This window comes from Xanthomonas graminis pv. graminis, assembly GCF_030168915.1.
Lineage (GTDB): Bacteria > Pseudomonadota > Gammaproteobacteria > Xanthomonadales > Xanthomonadaceae > Xanthomonas_A > Xanthomonas_A translucens.
Genome location: NZ_CP076255.1, coordinates 3,085,084 through 3,103,098, shown reverse-complemented (window position 1 = coordinate 3,103,098; position 18,015 = coordinate 3,085,084). Strand labels below are relative to the sequence as shown.

The 18,015-nt window shown below is 69.4% G+C and carries 11 protein-coding genes and 2 pseudogenes; 3 read left to right on the top strand and 10 right to left on the bottom strand.

Features of this window, described 5'->3' with window-relative positions:
• Positions 1-16 precede the first annotated feature (16 nt).
• From KHF85_RS13405 to KHF85_RS13370, 9 genes and pseudogenes are all read right to left on the bottom strand, one after another.
• Positions 17-550: a chemotaxis protein CheW gene (locus tag KHF85_RS13405; RefSeq protein ID WP_284567035.1), complete on the bottom strand. Its 534-nt coding sequence runs from the start codon at positions 548-550 to the stop codon at positions 17-19.
• Between the two features lie 9 nt (positions 551-559).
• A complete protein-coding gene (locus KHF85_RS13400; RefSeq protein ID WP_284567034.1) occupies positions 560-2,509 on the bottom strand; it encodes a methyl-accepting chemotaxis protein in 1,950 nt (649 codons plus the stop codon).
• An 88-nt stretch (positions 2,510-2,597) separates the two neighbouring features.
• On the bottom strand, positions 2,598-4,499 hold the full coding sequence (locus KHF85_RS13395; protein ID WP_458296512.1) for a methyl-accepting chemotaxis protein: 1,902 nt from the start codon (positions 4,497-4,499) through the stop codon (positions 2,598-2,600).
• Between the two features lie 322 nt (positions 4,500-4,821).
• Positions 4,822-6,448: pseudogene (locus KHF85_RS13390) on the bottom strand (methyl-accepting chemotaxis protein); the annotation flags it as partial.
• 90 nt (positions 6,449-6,538) lie between these two features.
• Positions 6,539-6,625, bottom strand: a pseudogene (locus KHF85_RS20725) (hypothetical protein); the annotation flags it as partial.
• A gap of 503 nt (positions 6,626-7,128) precedes the next feature.
• Complete coding sequence (locus KHF85_RS13385) at positions 7,129-9,177, bottom strand: chemotaxis protein CheA (protein ID WP_284567032.1); 2,049 nt, start codon at positions 9,175-9,177, stop codon at positions 7,129-7,131.
• A 13-nt stretch (positions 9,178-9,190) separates the two neighbouring features.
• Positions 9,191-9,511: an STAS domain-containing protein gene (locus tag KHF85_RS13380; protein ID WP_064539443.1), complete on the bottom strand. Its 321-nt coding sequence runs from the start codon at positions 9,509-9,511 to the stop codon at positions 9,191-9,193.
• Between the two features lie 392 nt (positions 9,512-9,903).
• On the bottom strand, positions 9,904-13,581 hold the full coding sequence (mfd, locus tag KHF85_RS13375) for a transcription-repair coupling factor (RefSeq protein ID WP_284567031.1): 3,678 nt from the start codon (positions 13,579-13,581) through the stop codon (positions 9,904-9,906).
• Positions 13,582-13,703: 122 nt separating this feature from the next.
• A complete protein-coding gene (locus KHF85_RS13370; RefSeq protein ID WP_237651947.1) occupies positions 13,704-14,246 on the bottom strand; it encodes a GNAT family N-acetyltransferase in 543 nt (180 codons plus the stop codon).
• Between the two features lie 115 nt (positions 14,247-14,361).
• Here KHF85_RS13370 and KHF85_RS13365 point away from each other — a divergent pair, with 115 nt between their 5' ends.
• Complete coding sequence (locus KHF85_RS13365) at positions 14,362-15,291, top strand: cation diffusion facilitator family transporter (protein ID WP_284567030.1); 930 nt, start codon at positions 14,362-14,364, stop codon at positions 15,289-15,291.
• Between the two features lie 46 nt (positions 15,292-15,337).
• A complete protein-coding gene (locus KHF85_RS13360; RefSeq protein ID WP_284567029.1) occupies positions 15,338-16,306 on the top strand; it encodes a YwqG family protein in 969 nt (322 codons plus the stop codon).
• 51 nt (positions 16,307-16,357) lie between these two features.
• Here the strand turns inward: KHF85_RS13360 and KHF85_RS13355 are convergent, their stop codons facing one another.
• Positions 16,358-17,266: a 23S rRNA (adenine(2030)-N(6))-methyltransferase RlmJ gene (locus KHF85_RS13355; protein WP_284567028.1), complete on the bottom strand. Its 909-nt coding sequence runs from the start codon at positions 17,264-17,266 to the stop codon at positions 16,358-16,360.
• 34 nt (positions 17,267-17,300) lie between these two features.
• On the opposite strand from KHF85_RS13355, the gene creB reads away from it, so the two are divergent.
• On the top strand, positions 17,301-18,014 hold the full coding sequence (creB, locus tag KHF85_RS13350; RefSeq protein ID WP_284567027.1) for a two-component system response regulator CreB: 714 nt from the start codon (positions 17,301-17,303) through the stop codon (positions 18,012-18,014).
• Position 18,015: the final 1 nt, after the last annotated feature.

Sequence of the window (18,015 nt, the reverse complement as noted above, 5' to 3'; positions counted from 1 at the left end):
GCGTCACGCGCGAAACTCAGGCGGCGATGCCTTCCTCGACCCCGGACGGGACGCCGGCCATGGCGACGAACTCCTGGGTGGACAGCGCCGCGTCGGCATCGAGCAGGATCACGAAGCGCTCGCCGACCTTGCCCATGCCGTGGATGAAGTCGCGGCGGATACCGGCGCCGAACGCGGGGGCCGGGGCGATGTCGTCGGCGGCGATCTCCAGCACTTCGCTGACCGCGTCCACCAGCAATCCCAGCACCTGGCGCTCGTTGCCGTTGGCGACTTCGACGATGACGATGCAGGTGCGCTTGGTGACCTCGCTGGCGGCGCGGCCGAAGCGTTGCTGCAGGTCCACCACCGGCACCACCGCACCGCGCAGGTTGATCACCCCGCGCAGTGCCGGCGGCATCATCGGCACGTCGGTCGGGGTGCGGTATTCGATGATTTCCTTGATGCCGAGGATGCCGACGCCGAACATCTCCCTGCCGAGCAGGAAGGTCAGGAACTGGTTCGGAGCGAGATCGGTGGCGCCGAACGGTACGGGCGCTGCGGAAGTGGTCATGGCCTGTCCTCAGAAAGTTTCGAAATGGGCTTCGTCCGGCGTATCGCCGGTTAGCGCGAGCTTGCCATCGGCGAACTGCACGAATGGCTTGCGCGCCGGGCCACGCGCGGACTGCACGGGCTTGCGCGGCGCCGGGGCGGCGGCAGGCGCGGCGCGGCGCGGCGCCCGCGCTGCGCTGCCGCCGAGCTTGAAGAAGCTCATCAACTGCTGCAGCTGCTCGGCCTGGCTGCTCATTTCCTCGGCGGTGGCGGCCAGTTCCTCTGAATTGGACGCGGCCTGCTGGGTGGTCTGGTTGAGCTGGCCGATCGCGGTGTTGATCTGGTTGACGCCGGAGGCCTGTTCTTCCGAGGCCGCGGTGATTTCCTGCACCAGGTCCGAGGTGCGCTTGATCGACGGCACCATCTGGTCGAGCAGCTTGCCGGCATTTTCGGCCAGCTCGACGCTGGAACCGGCGACGTCGCCGATCTCCTGCGCGGCGACCTGGGCGCGCTCGGCCAGCTTGCGCACTTCCGCGGCGACCACGGCGAAGCCCTTGCCGTGCTCGCCGGCGCGCGCCGCCTCGATCGCCGCGTTCAGCGCCAGCAGGTTGGTCTGGTAAGCGATGTCGTCGATGATGCCGATCTTCTGCGCGATCTGCTTCATCGCCACGACCGTGGCGCGGACCGACTCGCCGCCATCCATGGCCTGGCTGGAGGCCTTGCTGGCCATGCCGTCGGTGACCTTGGCGTTCTCGGTGTTCTGCCCGATCGAGGCGGTCATCTGCTCGATCGCGGCGCTGGTCTCTTCCACGCCCGCGGCCTGCTCGCTGGCGGCCTGGCTCAGCGATTGCGCGGTGGCGCTGACTTGCTCGGAGGCGCTGGCCAGCGATTCGGCGTTGCCGTTGACCTCGTTGACCACCTGCGACAGGCGCGCGATGGTGTCGTTGACGTAGTTCTTCATCTCCGCGTAGGCGCCGTCGTAGTGCTTGTCGATGCTCCGGGTCAGGTCGCCCTCGGCCATCGCGCCCATCACCCGCACCACGTCCTGGATGCTGTCGCCGCTGGTCTGCACCAGATCGTTCAGGCCCTGGCCCATCTCGCGCTGGAAGCCGGCCAGCCCGTCCAGGGCGACCTGCTCGGAGAAATCGCCGCGGTTGGCGGCCTGGACCACGCGGCGCTGGCCGTCGATGACCAGCTTCAGCCGCTCGACCATGCTGCGCATCGCATACAGCGCGCTGCCGCCGTCGTTGGCGCGGATCTTCACGTCCAGCGCCAGGTCGCCCTGCGCGACCTTGTTGGCGATCTCGGCCACGTAGGCCGGCTCGCCGCCGAGCAGGCGCATCAGCCCGCGCACGATGAACACCGAAATGCCGGCGCCGAGCAGCACGCACGCCGCGAGCACGCCGATGATCCAGCTGCGCGCGCTGGCGTACTGCGCATCGGCCTGCGCGCTGGCGGCTTCGCCGCCCTTGACGTTGATCTCGACCAATTTGTCCAGAATCGCCGAGGAGTCGTCGAACAGGGTCTGCTGCTGGCCGTTGAGCAGGGCCATCGCTTCGCGGGTCTTGAGGTCGCGCGACAGCTGCAGCACCTGCTTGTGCAGTGCCAGGTACTGGTCGAACTTGTGCGCGAAGTCGTCGTAGTCGGCTTTTTCCTCGGGCGAGGAGATCAGCTTGACGTAGTGGTCGCGGTTGCTCGCATAGTCGGCCAGGATCTTGTCCATCACCTGGTCGAGCCTGGCCATTTCCTCCGGACGTTCGCTGACCACGTGTTGCAGCTCGGCCACGCGCAGGTCGGAGGTGTTGGTGTTCATCTGCTGGACGTAGCGGATGCTGGGCATCCAATTCTCGGCCATGTCGGTCGAGGACTGGTCGATCTGGGCCAGCCTGTCGGTGGCGAACACGCCCATGCCGAGCATCAACAGCAGGACCGAGGCGAAGCCCAGGCCGATTCTTGTACCGATTTTCATGTTGGCGAACACGGAAGTGATCTCTTGAGGATGAAATGCTAGAGCCGTCCGGAACGCGGGCGGTACGTGTTCGGGAACGGCAGGCGGGCGCTGCGGCCGTTCAGAAAGTGTCGAAGTGGAGTTCGTCCGGCGCCGTCACCAGCGCCAGCCCGGCCTCGCCGTAGCTGCGCGCGCGCGGCGTCGCCGGCTTCCTGCCGGCGCGCGGCACCGCGACCGGCCGCCGCGGCGTCGCCGCCGCGTGGTGGGTGCGGAAGAAGCTCATCAACTGCTGCAATTGCTCGGCCTGGCCGCTCATCTCCTCGGCGGTGGCGGCCAGTTCCTCGGAATTGGACGCGGCCTGCTGGGTGGTCTGGTTGAGCTGGCCGACCGCGGCATTGATCTGGCCGACGCCGGAGGTCTGTTCCTCGGAGGCGGCGGTGATCTCCTGCACCAGGTCGGAGGTGCGCTTGATCGACGGCACCATCTGGTCGAGCAGCTTGCCGGCGTTCTCGGCCAGCTCGACGCTGGAGCTGGCCACGTCGCCGATCTCCTGCGCGGCGACCTGGCTGCGCTCGGCCAGTTTGCGCACTTCCGCGGCGACCACGGCGAAGCCCTTGCCGTGCTCGCCGGCACGCGCGGCCTCGATCGCCGCATTCAGCGCCAGCAGGTTGGTCTGGTAGGCGATGTCGTCGATGATGCCGATCTTGTGCGCGATCTGCTTCATCGCCGCGACCGTGGAGCGCACCGCTTCGCCGCCCTCGATCGCCTCGCGCGCGGCCTTGCCGGCCATGCCGTCGGTGATCTTGGCGTTCTCGGTGTTCTGCGCGATCGAGGCGGTCATCTGCTCCAGCGAGGCGCTGGTCTCCTCTACGCCGGCGGCCTGCTCGCTGGCCGCCTGGCTCAGCGACTGCGCGGTGGCGCTGACTTCTTCCGACGCGCTGGCCAGCGCCTCGGCATTGATGTTGACCTCGCCGACCACCTGCGCCAGGCGCGCCACGGTGGCGTTGATGCTGTCGCACAGTTCCTTCAGTTGGCCCTGGCAGTCGACGTCGGCGGTGCGGGTCAGGTCGCCTTCCTCGATCGCCTTGAGCACCTGCCGCGCCTCGTTGAGCGGGCCGATCACCGCATCCAGGGTCTGGTTGACGCCGTCGACGATGCGGCGGAAATCGCCGTGGTGCAGGCCGGCATCGGCGCGCACGTCCAGGCGCCCGGCAGCGGCGGCGTCGACCAGCAGGTTGGTGTCGCGGATCAGTGCGCGCAGGTTGCTGCGGACCTGCTCGATGGTGTCATTGATGAACGCCTTCTTGCCTGGCAGCTGCGCCAGCGGCGCGTCGAAATTGCCGCGACCGAATTCGGCGACCACGCCCATCGCCAGCTTCTTGACCGCGATGTGGCCTACGACCATGCGGTTGATGCCGTCGGCCATGCTGCGGAAATCGCCTTCGAAGCGCTGGCTGTCGATGGTCACGTCGATGTCGCCGGCGTCGTGTTCGGCGGACATGTGGTTCATCTGCGCGATCAGCCCGAGCAGGTTGCGGCGCACCTGCTCGATGGTGTCGTTGATGAACGCCTTCTTGCCGGGAAAAGTGTCCAGCGGCGCCTGGAAGTTGCCGCGGCCGAACTCGGCGATGCAGGCCATGGCCTTCTTCTTGACCGCGATATGGCCGGCGACCATGCGGTTGATGCCCTCGGCGATGCTGCGGAAGTCGCCTGCCAAGCGCTGGCTGTCGATGGCCGCATCGATGTCGCCGGCATCGTGTTCGCGCGACATGCGCCCGATCTCGTCGCCGATCTGGCGCATGCCGGACTGCACCTCGCGCAGCGCCAGCAGGATTTCGCAGGCCTGGTCGTCGCGCAGCGTCGGCATCACCACCTCGAAATTGCCGCGGGCGAAGCGGCCCAGGGTGGTGGTGGCGATCCGCAGCGAGCTCGAGATCGCATACGCCACGTAAGCGAGCACCGCACCGCCCAGCACCGCCGCGGCGATGGCCAGCGCCAGCACCTGGCCTGGCGGCAGCGCCAGCGCGAAGCCGGCCGCACTGGCTACCAGCGGCAGCAGCACGGCGATGCAGCAGCCAGTCCATAGCTTGGAAGAGAGTGAGGTGGCGTTGGACATCGCGGTGTACCTGTGGGTTATTGAGTGGCGGGTCGCGGACATGTGGCGACCGGTTCGGGGGTGGGCTGTTGCGGGGGTCAGAAGGTTTCGAAAGCGGTTTCGTCGAGCCGCGCCCCCGCCGCGGGGCCGGCGCCGGCGAAGGCGCGCAGGCGTGGCGCCCGCGCCGGTGGTGCCGGCGCGCGCCGCGGCAGCGGGGTCGGGGCCGGCGCCGCGCTGGCGGGGCCGGTCTTGAAGAAGTTCATGAGCACCTGCAGTTGTTCGGCCTGGCTGCTTACTTCTTCGGCCGTAGCGGCCAATTCTTCAGCGTTGGCAGCCGATTGCTGGGTGGTCTGGTTGAGCTGGACCACCGCGCAGTTGATCTGGCCCACCCCGGAGGTCTGTTCCTCGGAGGCGGCGCTGATCTCCTGCACCAGGTCGGACGTGCGGCGGATCGATGGCACCATCTCCCCGAGCAGGCGCCCGGCGCTTTCCGCCAGGTCCACGCTGGACCCGGCCACGTCGCCGATTTCGTGTGCGGCGACCTGGCTGCGCTCGGCCAGCTTGCGCACTTCCGCGGCGACCACGGCGAAGCCCTTGCCGTGCTCGCCGGCACGCGCCGCTTCGATCGCTGCGTTCAGCGCCAGCAGGTTGGTCTGGTAGGCGATGTCGTCGATGATGCTGATCTTGCGCGCGATCTCCTTCATCGCCGCGACCGTTTTGCGCACCGCTTCGCCGCTCTCGGCGGCTTCGTGCGAGGCCTTGGCGGCCATGCCGTCGGTGACCTTGGCGTTCTCGGAATTCTGCGAGATCGAGGCGGTCATCTGCTCCAGCGAGGCGCTGGTCTCCTCCACGCCGGCGGCCTGCTCGCTGGCCGCCTGGCTCAGCGACTGCGCGGTGGCCGACAGCTGCTCGGAGGCACTGGCCAGGGTGGCCGCATTGCCGTTGACCTCGTTGACGATGCCGGTGAGCGTGTCGATGGTGACGTTGACGTAGCGCTGCATGTCGGCGAACGCGCCCTCGTAGCGGCCCTGCACCTTGCAGCTGAGGTCGCCGTCGGCGACCGCGCCCATCACCTTGATCACGTCGGCGACGCTGCGCAGGTTGCCGCGCGCCTGCTCGATGGTGTCGTTGATGAAGGCCTTCTTGCCGGGCAGTTGCGCCAGCGGCGCATCGAAGTTGCCGCGGCCGAACTCGGCGACCACGCCCATCGCCAGTTTCTTGACCGCGATGTGCGCGGCGACCATCTGGTTGATGCCGTTGCCCATCGCGCCGAAGTCGCCCTCGAACTTGGCGGTGTCGATGACCACGTCGATGTCGCCCTTGTCGTGCTCGGCGGACATGCGGTTGATCTCGGCGATCAGGTGCTTGAAGTTGCCGCGCACGTGCTCGACGGTATCGTTGATGAAGGCCTTCTTGCCGGGCAACTGCGCCAGCGGCGCGTCGAAATTGCCGCGGCCGAACTCGGCGACCACGCCCATCGCCAGTTTCTTGACCGCGATGTGCGCGCCGACCATCCGGTTGATGCCGTCGCCCATGGCGCGGAAGTCGCCTTCGAGCCTGGCGGTGTCGATGACCACGTCGATGTCGCCCTTGTCGTGCTCGGCGGACATGCGGTTGATCTCGGCGATCAGCTGCTTGAAGTTGCCGCGCACGCGTTCGATGGTGTCGTTGATGAAGGCCTTCTTGCCGGGCAGCGGCGGCAGCGGGGCGTCGAAGTTGCCGCGGCCGAATTCGGCGACCACGCCCAGCGCCAGCTTCTTGACCGCGATGTGCCCGCCGACCATGCGGTTGATGCCGTCGGCCATGCCGCGGAAATCGCCCTGGAACTGCGCGCTGTCGATGACCGCGTCGATCTCGCCGGCCTCGTGCTGGTCGGACATCCGCCGCATTTCCGCGTTCAGCCCGAGCAGGTTGCGCCGCACCTGCTCGACGACCTCGTTGATGAACGCCTTCTGGCCCGGGAACGCGGCCAGCGGCGCGGCGAAGTTGCCGCGGCCGAATTCGGCCACGCAGTCGATCGCCTGCTTGTTCACGCCGATGTGTCCGGCGACCATGCTGTTGATGCGCTCGGCCAGGTCGCGGTGGGTGCCGGGCCAGCGCGCCGGATCCAGCGCCGCGTCGCACGCGCCGGCGGCATGCGCGTTGGCCATGTGGCCGACGTCGGCATGGAACTGGCGCAGGTCGGCCTGCGCGGTGCGCAGCAGCTGCGTCACCGCGTTGTCGGGTGCGCCGCTGGCCGGCACGATCCGCTCCAGGTCGCCGCGCACCAGCGCGTCCAGCCCGGCGCTGGCCAGGGTCAGCGCGCGCGCCGCGGCCAGCGCGGCCCAGCCCAGCAAGCCGGCGCAGGCCAGCGTCGCGGCCGCGACCAGGGCCAGCGCGGCGCCCTGCGCGAGCGGCAGCAGCAACGCCGTGGCGGCGGCAGCGGCGGGCAGGGCGATGGCGATCGCCGTGGTGGTCAACAGTGTGGTCGCGATCCGTGAGCGATAGGACATGGCGGCGGTTCCTGGCTAGCGTCTATGAAGGGGTGTGGGTGCGCGGTGGCACCCTCGGAACGGCCTCAGGCCGCCAGCGAATCGGAAGCGGGTTCCGCCTGGGTCAGCAGCGAGGGCACGTCCAGGATCAGGGCGACGCCGCCGCTGCCGAGGATGCTCGAGCCGCTGATGCCCTTGACCCCGGCGAACACCTTGGCCAGCGGCTTGATCACGGTCTGCCATTCGCCCAGCAGCGTGTCCACTACCAGGCCGAAGCGCTGCGCGCCCTGGCGGATCACCACGATGCTCTCGCGCGCCGGCGGCGCGCCGGCGATGCCGAACAGCGAACGCAGGCGCACGTACGGCAGCACCCCGCCGCGCAGGTCGATGTAGTCGCTCTGGTAGTGCGGCGCGAATTCCACGCATTCCTCGACCACGTCCAGCGGCACCACGAACACCGACTTGCCGACCCCGACCTGGAAGCCGTTGATGATCGCCAGGGTCAGCGGCAGCCGCACCGAGATGGTGGTGCCCACGTCCTGCTGGCTGCTGATGTCCACGCTGCCGCGCAGCGCGGTGATGTTGCGCTTGACCACGTCCATGCCGACGCCGCGGCCGGACAGGTTGGTGACCTTCTCGGCGGTGGAGAAGCCCGGTTCGAAGATCAGCGCGAACACTTCGCGGTCGGACAGGCTGCGGCCGGGTTCGATCAGGCCGCGCTCCAGCGCCTTGGCCAGGATCCGTTCGCGGTTCAGGCCGCCGCCGTCGTCGCTGATCTGGATGACGATGCTGCCCGAATCGTGGAAGGCGTTGAGCCGCACCGTGCCGCGCACCGGCTTGCCGCGCGCCTGGCGCAGCTCGGCCGGCTCGATGCCGTGGTCCATCGCGTTGCGCACCAGGTGGGTCAGCGGATCGGCGATCTTCTCCACCACCGACTTGTCCAGCTCGGTGTCCTCGCCGTTGACCACCAGCACGATGTCCTTGCCCAGTTCGCGCGCCACGTCGTGGACCACGCGGTGGAAGCGGCTGAAGGTGCCGCCGATCTTGACCATGCGCAGCTGCAGCGCGCTTTCGCGCACGTCCTCGACCAGTCCGGCCAGGATCGAGGTGGATTCGAGCAGTTGCGCATCGCCGGTGCGCTGCGCGTTGGCGCCGGTGCTGGCGACGGCGATGATCAGCTCGCCGACCAGGTCGATCATGCGGTCGAGCTTGTCGGCATCGACGCGGATCGAGCCGCCGTCCTGGGCGCGTGCGGCGGCCGGCGCGGCGGCAGCAGCGGCCGCGGCCTTGGCCGGCGCAGCGGGCGCCGGTGCGGCGGCCGCGGCCGGGCTGTCGAAACCGGCGAAGTCGTCGGCGTGCGCCTGGCTGCCGGCCTCGGCCACCAGCAGCGGCAGTTCCAGGTTGGCGGCGTCGCCGTGCGGGTCCACCGCGACCACCTGCAGCTCGCAGTCGTCGCGGACGAATTCGAAGATGTCCTCGATCGCCGATTGCGGCGCGTCCGAGCGCAGCAGGATGTCGAAGCCCAGGTAGCAGGCTTCCGGGTCCAGTTCCGGCAGCGCCGGCACGCGCTCATGCTGGGTGCGCACCGCCTCCAGCGTGCCCAGGCTGCGCAGGCAGCGGATCAGGTGCAGCGGCGAGTTGCCGAAGCGCAGCGCATCGCTGAACAGCTGCAGCGAGATCCGCCAGTAGCCGGTCTGCGCGGAAGCGGTGGCCGCGACGGCGGCGGCGGCTGTCGGCGCGGCGGCCGGTTGCAGGTAGGTGTGCAGGCGCGCCAGCAGCGGCGCGCCTTCGGCGGCGAGCACCGCTTCGTCGGCCTCGGCGCCGGCCGCCGCTTCCACCAGCGCGCGGATGTGGTCGCAGCAGGCCAGCATCAGCTGGATCAGCTCCGAATCCAGCGCCACCGTGTGTTCGCGCACCAGGTCCAGCACGCTTTCGACGACGTGGGTGAAGCCCACCAGTTGCGCCAGGTCGAACAGCCCGCCGGAACCTTTGATGGTGTGCGCGGCGCGGAAGATGGCGTTGACCGCGTCCGGGCCGGCTTCGCCGCGTTCGGCCTCCAGCAGGTTGCGTTCCATGTCCTCGAGCAGGTCGCGGCTCTCGGCGATGAAGGTCTGCAGCAGTTGAGCGAAATTCATGAGCTGGCGCCGATCAGTGGAAGGTGTCGCCGGCGCCGGGCGCGAGCGTGTCGCGCAGGCCGAGCAGGTCGAGTGCGTCGTTGACCGGCGCGCTGCAGCCGTCGAGCTGGAACGGCCGGCCCAGCGCGCGCAACGCGGCCTGGGTGGCGAGCAGCAGCTGGATGCCGGTGGCGTCGATTTCGGTGACCGCCTGCAACTGCAGCTGCAGGCCGCCGGGGTGGTCCAGCGCCGGCAGCAGCAGCGGCTTCAGTTCGCCGGCGCGGCGGATGGTCATGTCGCCGTCCAGGCTCAGTTGCAGCGGCGGGGGGGGGGAGTCCGGGAGTGTCGAGCGCATGGCATGTCTCCGATTCGAGCAGGGCGAATGTCGAAATCCCGGGCTGTGGCGCGGGTACTGAGCCGAAGGTGGGATTGGCTGTAAGCAGATATCGGCGCCTTTCGGGAATATTTAGGCCCAATGGCGCATTTGTCTCGCAAATCCTTGACAAGGATGAGTGATTCAGTCGAATGAGCGGCACCCCATTCCAAATTTCGTCCGAGCGCCGCGCTGTCACCGAATCGAATGCATGCGCCGTGCCAACGCTGCATTGGCGCCGGAACAAAAAAAACGGCCGGGGAGACCCGGCCGTTCTTGCAAAGCCTGCGTTGGCGCGCAAGCCTCAGCGCTTGCCTGACGGGATGGCGTGCTGCGTCACAAATGCGTGACGCGCGCAGCTCAGGGCCTGGCGGTCAGCGCGGCGACAGCGCCGCCAGCAGGCCGCGCGCGGCGTTGAAGCGGTCCGCCGCTTCCGGCAGCGGCAGCTTCACCTTCAGCTTGTCCGGGCCGTCCATCGCGTACAGCCTGGGCTGCTTCTGGATCATCTGGATGATGGTCATCGGGTCGATATTGGGCTTGGACTCGAACACGATGCGGCCGCCGTTCTCGCCCAGTTCCAGCTTGCGGATGCCCAGCGTGTTGGCCTGCAGCTTCAGCTCGGCGACCGCGAACAGGTGCTTGACCGCCTCCGGCAGCAGGCCGAAGCGGTCGATCATCTCCACCTGCAGTTCGCGCAGTTGCTCGCTGTCGCGGGCGCTGGAGATGCGCTTGTACAGGGTCAGGCGGGTGTGCACGTCGGGGAGGTAGTCGTCCGGGATCAGCGCCGGCACATGCAGTTCCACTTCGGCGCCGCGCGCTTCCTCGCCGGCGTCCAGGTCCGGCAGCTTGCCCTGGCGGATGCTGCGCACCGCGCGTTCCAGCAGCTCGGTGTACAGGCTGAAGCCGACCTCGGCCATCTGCCCGCTCTGGTCCTCGCCGAGCAGTTCGCCGGCGCCGCGGATCTCCAGGTCATGGGTGGCCAGGGTGAAGCCGGCGCCGAGTTCGTCCATCGAGGCGATCGCGTCCAGCCGCTTGTGCGCATCGCCGGTGATGCTGCGCCGGTCCGGGACCAGCAGGTAGGCGTAGGCGCGGTGGTGCGAACGGCCGACGCGGCCGCGCAGCTGGTGCAGCTGGGCCAGGCCGAAGCGGTCGGCGCGGTTGATGACGATGGTGTTGGCGTTGGGGATGTCGATGCCCGATTCGATGATCGTGGTCGACAGCAGCACGTTGAAGCGCTGCTTCTGGAAATCCAGCATCACCCGTTCCAGTTCGCGCTCGGGCATCTGCCCGTGGGCGATGCCGATGCGCGCTTCCGGCACCAGTTCGCTGAGTTCGCGCTGCATGCGGCCGATGCTTTCCACGTCGTTGTGCAGGAAGTACAGCTGGCCGCCGCGCGCCAGCTCGCGCTGGAACGCCTCGCGCAGCAGCGCGTTGTCCCAGGCGGTGACGAAGGTCTGCACCGCCAGCCGGTTCGGCGGCGGGGTGGCGATGATCGACAGGTCGCGCAGCCCGGCCATGGCCATGTTCAGCGTGCGCGGGATCGGCGTGGCGGTGAGCGTGAGCAGATGCACGTTGGCGCGCAGCGCCTTCAGCGCTTCCTTCTGGCGCACGCCGAAGCGCTGTTCCTCGTCGACCACCACCAGGCCCAGGTCCTTGAACTTCACGTCCGGCTGCAGCAGGCGGTGGGTGCCGATGATCACGTCGATGCCGCCGTCGGCGACCTTCTCCAGCTCGGCCTTGATCTCCTTGGCGCTCTTGAAGCGCGACAGTACCTCCACCCGCAGCGGCCAGTCGGCGAAGCGGTCGCGGAAGTTGCGGTAGTGCTGTTCGGCCAGCAGCGTGGTCGGCACCAGCACCGCCACCTGCTTGCCGGCGCTGGCCGCGGCGAACGCGGCGCGCACCGCGACCTCGGTCTTGCCGAAGCCCACGTCGCCGCAGACCACGCGGTCCATCGGCTGGCTGCTGGCCAGGTCGCGCAGGGTGGACTCGATCGCGGCCAGCTGGTCGGTGGTTTCCTCGAACGGGAAGCCGGCCGCGAACGGCTCGTACATCGCCCGGTCCACCTGCAGCGCCAGGCCGGCGCGGGCGCGGCGCCGCGCCTGGATCTCCAGCAGTTCGGCGGCCACGTCGCGCACCTTCTCGGCGGCGCGGCGCTTGGCCTTGCTCCATTGCTCGCCGCCCAGCGAATGCAGCGGCGCGGTGTCGGCCGAGGCGCCGGAGTAGCGGCTGATCAGGTGCAGCTGCGCGACCGGCACGTACAGGCGGTCGCCCTTGGCGTATTCGATCTCCAGGAACTCGCCGGGCATGCCGCCGGCATCGAGCACGATCAGCCCGCGGTAGCGGCCGACGCCGTGGTCCTCGTGCACGATCGGCGCGCCTTCGGTCAGCTCGCCGAGGTCGCGGATGATCGCTTCCGGCTCGCGCCCGGCGCGGCGCGTGCGCCGTGGCTGGCCGGCGCGTTCGGGGAACAGCTGGCGCTCGGTGAGCACCGCGATGTGCGGGTCGTCCAGGGCGAAGCCGTCGTCCAGGGGCGCGACGGCGATGGCGAAGCGCGCAGGCGCCACGTCGGAGGCTAGCCCCTCTCCCTGCGGCAGAGGGGGTGGGGTGAAGCTACGGCCGCCAGTGACCTGTGCCTGCGCGGCGTTGGCAGACGCGGACGACGCAGCCGCCTTCTTCGCTGAGGATGGCGCGCGCGGCGTACCCGCATCCGGCGCTTCGCGCCACCTTGTCCCGGGGGGAGCAGCGAGGAATGTCGCGAAGTTCGGGATGACCTCCGGCTTCAGCCCCGCCGCGGCCAGCACTTCCAGCAGCGCTTCGCGGCGGCCCGGCGAATCGGCGGCGATCAGCACGCGGCCCGCATAGCTGCCGAGGAAGCGCTTCAGCGCCTCGGCCGGGGCGGCGTCCTTGGCCGCTACCGGCAGCGGCGGCAGCGGCTGGTCGCCCAGCGCCTGCGCGTCGTCGATGCGCGCGTGGTCGGCGGCCCACACCTCGATGCGCGGCAGGCCGTTGAGCTTCTCGCGCAGCGTGTCCGGCGCCTGGTACAGCTCCTCGGGCGCCAGCAGCGGGCGCTCCACGTCGTGGCGGCGCTGCTCGTAGCGGTTCTGGGTCTGCGCCCAGAACGCATCGGCGGCGGCGCCCACGCCCGGCGCGAGCAGCGGCAGCACCGTCGCGCCCAGATAGTCGAACAAGGTGGCGGTGGCATCGCGCGCCGGCGTGCCGGCGCTGCGGGCTTCCTGGAAGAACAGCGGCAGGTAGTATTCGATGCCCGACGGCGCCAGCCGCGCCTTCAGGTCCTGGTACAGCGCGCTGCGCCGGGTGTCCACGTCGAAGCGTTCGCGCAGCGTGGCCAGCACCCGCTCCACGCTGACATCGTCCATCGGCACTTCGCGGCCGGGCAGCATCTTCACTTCCTGCACGTGGTCCAGCGAGCGCTGCGATTCCGGGTCGAAGGCGCGGATCGAGTCGATGTCCTCGTCCAGCAGTTCGATCCGCAACGGCGTGTCCGCGCCCATCGGGTACACATCGAGCAGGCCGCCGCGCACCGCGAAATCGCCCGGGTCCATCACCTGCGGCACGTTGCGGTAGCCGGCGCTTTCCAGACGGCGCTTTTCCGCCTCCAGGTCCAGGCGCTGGCCCACGCGCAGGTCGAAGCTGCCGCCGACGATGTAGCGCAGCGGCGCCACCCGCTGCATCAGCGTCTGCACCGGCACCACCACGATGCCTTGCCGCAGCGTCGGCAGCCGGTGCAGCGCCGACAGGCGCTGGCTGATGATGTCCGGGTGCGGACTGAACTGGTCGTAGGGCAGGGTTTCCCAATCCGGGAACGGCACCACCGGCAGGCTGCCGTCGCCGGCCAGCAGCGTGTGCAGGTCGGCCTCGATCTGGTGCGCGCTCTGGTTGTCGCGCGCGACCACCAGCAACGGCCCGCGATGCGCCGCGGCGGCGCAGGCGATGTGCCAGGCCAGCGCGGTCGAGGACGCAGGGGCGCGCCAGAAGGCGCGGAGCTGGCCGGGTTTGGGCAGCGGCGGAACGGGGAAGGAAAGAGGCGCCATGGACCGACCAGTCTAGCAAGCTCGGGACCGGGGACTCGGGACTCGGAAAAGCAAGAGCGCCATATGCGGCTTTGGCTCCTGCTCTTCCGTGTCCCGGGTCCCGAGTCCCCGGTCCCGAGCTTTCAGTTGCCCAGTTCCAGCACTACCCGCACCAGGCCCGGGGTGTCCGGGTGCGGCATCGGCCGGAAACCCAGCGATTCGGCCAGTTGCAGCATCGGCAGATTGCTTTCGAGCACGTCGCCGTAGAGCCGGTCCAGGTATTTGCGCCGCGCCCACTTGACCAGCTTGCGCATCAGCTGCCGGCCCAGGCCCTGGCCGGCGACGAAGCTGCTGACCAGGATCGCGTATTCGGCCTCGCGGGTGCCGGGGGTGATCGCCGCGCGTGCCACCGCGCCGACCACCGCTTCGCCCGGCGGCAGCGGTTCGGCCGCGACCAGGGTCAGTTCCGTCTTCGGATTGGGATGGGTCAGGCGCTGCGCCATGTCTGTGGTCAGTTCCGGCACCGAATGCAGGAAGCGTTCGCGGATCTCTGTCGGCCCGAGCAGGCTGAAGGCGCCTTGCAGCGGTGCGCTGTCTTCCGGCCGGATCGGCCGGATCAGCAGCTCGCGGCCGCTGGGCAGGGTGAAGTTTTCATGCCACGGCGGCATGCGGTTGCGGGTAGCCATTGCCGGAGGATCCTCGACGAAGCCTGGATTCTCGCATTACCAAGGGCGGATCCCGTGAACGCAGCACTCACCGCGTTTGCCTACCCTATGCACGGATTTTCGATGAGGATAGGCCATGTCCGGTAGCGGCGATTCGCGGCGCGCCATTTTCTTCGCGCTCGGTGCCAATCTGGCCATTGCCCTGGCCAAGGGCGCGGCGGCGCTGGCCACCGGCTCCGGCGCGCTGCTGGCCGAGACCGTGCATTCGCTGGCCGATTGCGGCAACCAGCTGCTGTTGCTGCTGGGCATGCGCCAGGCCAAACGCCCGGCCAGCGCCGAATATCCGCTGGGCTACGGCCGCGCCATCTACTTCTGGTCGTTCCTGGTGGCGGTGATGCTGTTCTGCATTGGCGGCATGTTTTCGGTGTACGAGGGCGTGCACAAGCTGCTGCAGCCCGAGCCCTTGCGCAGTTGGGGCTGGGCGGTGGGCGTGCTGGGCTTTGCGCTCGTCGCCGAGGGCGTGTCGCTGCGCACCTGCTTGCAGGAGATCGCCAAGGTGCGCGGCGCGCGTTCGCTGTGGACCTGGTTCCGCGAAAGCCGCCAGGCCGAGCTGATCGTGATCTTCGGCGAGGATCTGGCGGCCTTGCTCGGCCTGGCGCTGGCGCTGGCCGCGGTGCTGCTGAGCGTGCTGACCGGCAATCCGCTGTGGGACGCGCTGGGCACCATCGCCATCGGCGCGCTGCTGATCGTGGTCGCGGTGCTGGTGGCGATCCAGATCAAGGCGATGCTGATCGGGCAGAGCGTGGACCCGGCGCTGCAGCGGCAATTGCATGCGTTCTTCCAGGCGCAGCCGCAGATCGAGCGGGTGATCCACCTGATCGCGGTGCAGCTCGGCGAGGACGTGCTGGTGTCGGTGCAGGCCACGCTGCGGCAGAAGCACGACGCGGCGGCGCTGCTGGCCGACATCACCTGCATCGAGCGCGGCTTGAAGCAGCAGTTCCCGATGGTGCGCTGGAGCTTCTTCGAACCGGAGTCCGGCGCCGCCGCGGTCGCTTCCGGCAGCTGAGCGGCATTGCTACAGTGGCCCCCGGTCCAGCGTGGGCGACAACGCAATGAAGACCTCGAATGCTGTGCTGCTGTCCACCGCGATCACCTTGGCGCTGGTCGCGGTGCTGGGTGGGCTGATGCTGGGCGGCTTCTGGTGGCTCAAGCGCACGATGCAGGGGACGCCGCCGCCGGTCGCGCCATCGTCCAGCACCGCGTCCGCGGCGAAGGTGCCGGTGCCGGCCGATGCGGTGCTGGCGCCGTACCGGCAACGCCTGGATGCCACGCGCAAGCCGGTGGCGCAGGTGCGCCTGCAGCCGATGGCGCAGGACGATCGCCTGGTCAGCAAGGTCGGCGGCCGCCCGTACTGGACCGCGGACAAGGCATACCCGCACGACGCCCATGCCCAGCCGCTGGCGCTGCTGGCACAGGTCGATCTGGCGGCACTGCCGCCGCTGCCGGGCTATCCCACCCACGGCATGCTGCAGTTCTTCATCGGCAGCGACGATTTCTATGGCGCCAACCTCGACGGCGCCACCGACCTTGCCGCATTGAGCGCGCAACGTAATTTCCGCGTGGTGTATTGGCCGCGGCCCGACGCGTCTGCGCGGCAGGCCGAGGTGCCGTTGCCGGCCGCCGACACGCTGCCGTTCGATCCGGCGCATCCGCGGGCGATGCATTTCGCTGTCGGCGCGGAAACCATCGGCCGCAGCGACGTGCACTTCGCGCAGGCGCTGGGCCGGCCGCTGGACGCGGTCGCCGCCGCCTACGCCGGCCGCCATGCGCTGCCGCAGGACGACGTGGACGAGGCGCTGTACGCCGCATTGAATCGCAGCGGGCACAAGCTCGGCGGCTACCCGGAGTTCACCCAGGAGGATCCGCGCAAGCCGCGCGATGCGCAGGTGCTGCTGCTGCAACTGGACAGCGACGACGCCATGATGTGGGGCGACAGCGGCATCGCCAACTTCTTCATCGATCCGGCCGACCTGCAGCGCGGCGATTTCAGCCGGGTCGCCTACAACTGGGATTGCGATTGACCCAGTGCCGTGCGCGCGCTTGCGACGTGCCGGGATGCCGCGCGCGCCGCCTCACTTCTCGCGCTTGAGCCACTCCAGGCGGGTCGATGCGCCCGCTTCGCCCAGTTGCGTCTTCAGCGCCGGCAACGCGCTCGTCAGCGCCTGCTCGAACTGCCACGGCGGATTGAGCAGCAGCATGCCGCTGCCGTTGAGCCGCAGCGGCGAATCGTCCGGGCGCACCTGCAGCTCGGCCAGCAGCACCGACTTGGCCGGCATCGCCGCGGCCTTGCGGAAAAACGGCTGCAGGCTGCGGCGCTGCTTGATCGGATACCACACCGCGCACATCGCCTGCGGCCAGCGGGTGAGGGTCTCGCGCAGCGCCGTGGCGATCAGCGGGTATTCGGCGTCCTGCGATTCGTAGGGCGGATCGATCAGCACCAGGCCGCGGCCGATCTTGGCCGCGCCGGCCTTCGGCGGCACGAACGCCTTGATCGCCGCATAGCCGTCGCCGGCATGCACCTGCACGCGACGGTCGTTGCCGAACAGGGCCTTCAGTTCGGCCGCTTCCTCGGGCTGCAGCTCGCAGGCGGTGAGCCGGTCCTGTTCGCGCATGGCCTGGGCGACCAGCAGCGGCGAGCCGGGGTAGTGCTTCAATTGAATCCCCGCACAGGGACGTGCGGGCTTTTGCGAGGGACTCGCATCCTTCACGCCCACCGGGTTGTCGGCCTGCACCGCGCGCAGGTAACGCTCCAGCACCTCGGGCAAGGTCGGCTGGCCCATCAGCTTCAGCACCCCGGCCGCGGCCTCGCCGGTCTTGCGCGCCTCGCTGCCGGCGAACAGGTAGCGGCCGCGCCCGGCGTGGGTGTCGAGCACGAAGAACGGGCTGTCCTTGCGCTTGAGCGCGTCGATCAGCGCGAGCAGCACGGTGTGCTTGAGCGCGTCGGCATGGTTGCCGGCGTGGTAGGCGTGGCGATAGTTCATCGCGGCAGTGTACGGGCGGGCGGGGGTTGCGGCTATGCTGCGCGCCATGTCCGCGCCCGCCGCCCCGTGCGTCCTCGTCGTCGAGGACGAATCCGCCATCGCCGATACGGTGCTGTACGCGTTGCGCAGCGAGGGCTACCAGGTGCGGCACTGCCTGCTCGGGCGCGAGGCGCTGGCGCAGGCGCGCGCCGGCGGCATCGACGTGGTGGTGCTGGATGTCGGCCTGCCGGACCTGGGCGGCTTCGAGGTGTGCCGCGAACTGCGCCGCTTCAGCCATGTGCCGGTGATCTTCCTGACCGCGCGCAACGACGAGATCGACCGCGTGCTCGGCCTGGAACTGGGCGCCGACGACTACATGGCCAAACCGTTCTCGCCGCGCGAACTGGTGGCGCGGGTGCGGGCGCGGTTGCGGCGGCCGGCGCCTGTGCCGAGCGCGGACGCGGAGCAGGGCTGGCAGCGGCACGGCGCGTTCGCGATCGACCGCGACGGCCGCCGCATCCACTACGGCGACGCCGCCCTGGACCTGACCCGCTACGAATACGCGTTGCTCGCCGCGCTGCTGCAGCGGCCGGGCGCCATCCTCAGCCGCGCGCAACTGATGGACCGCGGCTGGGACAGCAGCGCCGACAGCGCCGACCGCACCGTGGACACCCACATCAAGACGCTGCGCGCCAAACTGCGCGCGGCCGGCGCCGCGCACGACCCGATCCGCACCCATCGCGGCCTCGGCTACGCGCTGGAGCAGTGAG